General features: G+C 72.2%; 1 protein-coding gene and 1 pseudogene. One reads left to right on the top strand and one right to left on the bottom strand.

From position 1 onward, the window contains the following. Positions 1–329 precede the first annotated feature (329 nt). Positions 330–1,301, top strand: coding sequence for a TraB/GumN family protein (locus tag JWP28_RS10260; RefSeq protein WP_299542667.1), 972 nt, complete (start codon positions 330–332; stop codon positions 1,299–1,301). Between the two features lie 4 nt (positions 1,302–1,305). On the opposite strand, the pseudogene argS reads toward JWP28_RS10260, so the two are convergent. After that, positions 1,306–2,966, bottom strand: a pseudogene (argS, locus tag JWP28_RS10255) (arginine--tRNA ligase); the annotation flags it as partial.

Raw genomic sequence — 2,966 nt, 5'->3', positions numbered from 1 at the left:
TGTTCCACTCGCTCATGGCTAATCCCTTGATTTTTTATCGGGCTCGCCGCCCCCGTCCCTACCGCGCCAACCCGCGGAGGGGGGGCGATCGTTCCCGCTCAAGGAACAGTTGATCCGGCGAGGCTGCGCGCCGGTGGGGCGTCCCTGATTTTTGGAGCGATAGGGGGTCCGGTCCGTTGGCCGGGGTGGGCTTGGCGCGCTTCGCGCCTTCCGTGCTCTTTCCGTGTTTTCCGTGGCTTGAACCTTCGGTGGAGCGGAGCGCGGGCTTTCCAGCGGCGCGGTTTGGCCGCATGGTTCGGATAACGTTGGTACGGGGTCAGGGATTCGTCATGCGGCGGATCGGCAAGTGGCGCTGGGCGGTGGCGCTGGCGGCAGCGCTGGCCGCGGTGCTGGCGGCGACGGCGGCGAGCGTGCCGCGCCGCAGCGTCGAGGATCCCGAGGCCACCATCGTCGAACGGCGGGTGGTCATGGCCCACGAGCGCGGCCCGGCCTGGTGGCGGGTGAAGGACGCCGACACCACGGTCTACATCCTGGGGACGCTTGGCGCGCCGCTGCCGGCCGGGATCGCCTGGGATCGCAACCTGCTCGAGCAGCGGGTGAAGGGCGCGCATTCGGTGGTGATGGGCCCCAGGCTGACGGCGGGGCTGCGCGAGGGCCCGGCGCTGCTGGGCGTCCGCTCGAAGATGCGATCCAGCACCCCGATGGAAGCCGGGCTCGCGCCGCCGCTGCGCGCCCGGTTCGTGGCGGCGCGCGAGCGGCTCGGCCAGCCGGCCGAGCGCTACTCCGGCTGGCAGCCGGTGGCGGCCGGCCAGTTGCTGGTGCAGGACGCCTATGCGGTCGAGGGCGCTGTCTCCGTCGAGGACGTGGTGCGGGACCTGGCGCGCAAGCACAGGGCGCCGACGGTGGGGGCCTCGCGGTCTGCGCCGACGCAGTTCCGGGACGCCGGGGCGGCGGGCCTGACGCCGCAGCTCCAGAGGGATTGCCTGGAGGGGGCGCTGGAGGACGTCGACGCCGGCGCGGCGCGCATGCGGCGGTCCGCCGAGGGCTGGGCGGTGGGGGACGTCGAGCTCGCGCTCACCGCCCCGCGCAGCTTCGACCGCTGCCTGCTGGTGCTGAGCGGCGGGGCGGACCTGTGGCGCAGCGCCACCCGGGTCAACGCCAACCACATCGCCGACGCGCTGAAGATCCCCGGCCACGCCGTGGCGGTGGTGAGCCTGCGCCGGCTGCTGGCGCAGGACGGAGTCATCCAGCAGCTGGAGGCCAGGGGCCTGAAGGTGATCGGGCCGGCCGAGCCGTCGTAGATTTTTACATCCGCTCCGGGACGGCGATGCCGAGGACGTCGAGCGCCTGTTCGAGCTGGGCAAGCGTGGTCCGGGCGAGCGCCAGGCGGGAGCCGCGGACGGCGGGCTCGGCCTGCAGGATCGGGCAGGCGGCGTAGAACTTGGAGAAGGCCTGGGACAGGCGATAGGCGTGCTCGGCCACCGCGTTGGGGGCCTGCCGGTCGTAGGCCTCGGCGAGCGCGGTCTCGAAGGCGTCCAGCGTGAGGACGAGCTCGCGCTCGGCGGGCTCGGCGACGGCGATGGGGCCGGCGGTTGCGCCCTCGGCCTGGGCGCGGCGCAAGAGGGATTTCACGCGGACGGCCTGGTAGAGCAGGTAGGGGCCGGTCTTGCCCTCGAAGCTGGTGAAGCGGTCGAGGTCGAAGACGTAGGAGGTGCCGCGGAAGTTCTGCAGGTCGGCGAACTTCAGCGCCGCGACGGCGACCTTGCCGGCGATGTCCTCGAACTCGTCGGCGGGCAGGTCCTCGCCGAGGCCCGCCTCGTGCAGCCGCTCGCGGGCCTTTTCGCGGGTCATCTCGATCATGTCGGCGAGCTTCAGCACGCCGCCCTCTCGGGTCTTGAAGGGCTTGCCGTCGGTCCCGTTCATGGTGCCGAAGCCGACGTGCTCCAGCTGGCCCTGCTACGCGTAGCCGGCCAGGTAGGCGGCCCGGAAGACGATCTCGAAATGGTCGGCCTGCCGCTGGTCGACGCAGTAGATGACCAGGTCCGGATCGAAGGTCTGCCTGCGGTCGAGGATGGTGGCGAGGTCGGTCGTGCCGTACATCGCCGAGCCCTCGGAGGAGACCACCAGGAGCGGCGGGAGCTCCTTCTTGTCGCCCTCGCGGACGACGCGGATGATCCGGGCGCCCTGGTCGTCGACCAGCAGGCCCTTGGCGTCGAGCTCGGCGACCATGGGCTCGATCAGGGGATCGGCGTCACTCTCGCCCTTCCAGAGGTCGAAGTCGACGCCGAGCGCATGGAAGTCGCGCTCCAGGGCCACGCGGGTCACGTCGCGGAACCGCTGCCAGAGCGCATAGTAGCCCGGCCGCCTGGCCTGCAGGCCGGCGGTGATCTTGCGGGCGCGGTCGCGGTAGGCGGCGTCGTCCTTCCCGCGGGCGGCGCTTTCCGGATAGAGGCGGTCGAGGTCGGCCAGGCTCACGGTTTCGAAGGCCTGGGCGTCGGCGGGTTCGCCGGCGTTCAGTCGCTCGACGGCCTGCGCGATGGCGGGGCTCTCGTCCATCACCGCGCCGATCAAGAGGCCCATCTGGTAGCCCCAGTCGCCGAAGTGGGCGTCGCCCAGCACGGTGTCGCCGCGGAAGCGGTAGAGCCGCTTGATCGCCTCGCCGATGATCGAGGCGCGCAGGTGGCCGACGTGCATCGGCTTGGCGACGTTGGGGCCGCCGTAGTCGACCAGCACCCGGCGCGGCCCAGCCACCCGCTCGGCGCCCAGCCGGGGATCGTCGGCGATCGCCTGGGCGCGCTCGGACAGGGCGGCGTCGGTGAGCTTGAGGTTGATGAAGCCGGGGCCTGCGACCTCCACCGCCGAGAGGCGCGGATCGGCGGCCAGGCGCTCGGCGACCGCGGTGGCGATCTCGCGCGGGTTCTTGCCCACGCGCTTGGCGGCGGCCAGCGCGCCGTTGGACTGGAAGT

It is taken from the genome of Phenylobacterium sp. (genome assembly GCF_028290885.1).
In the GTDB taxonomy this organism is placed as follows: Bacteria; Pseudomonadota; Alphaproteobacteria; order Caulobacterales; family Caulobacteraceae; genus Phenylobacterium.
This window is presented reverse-complemented; position numbering and strand designations above follow the sequence as displayed.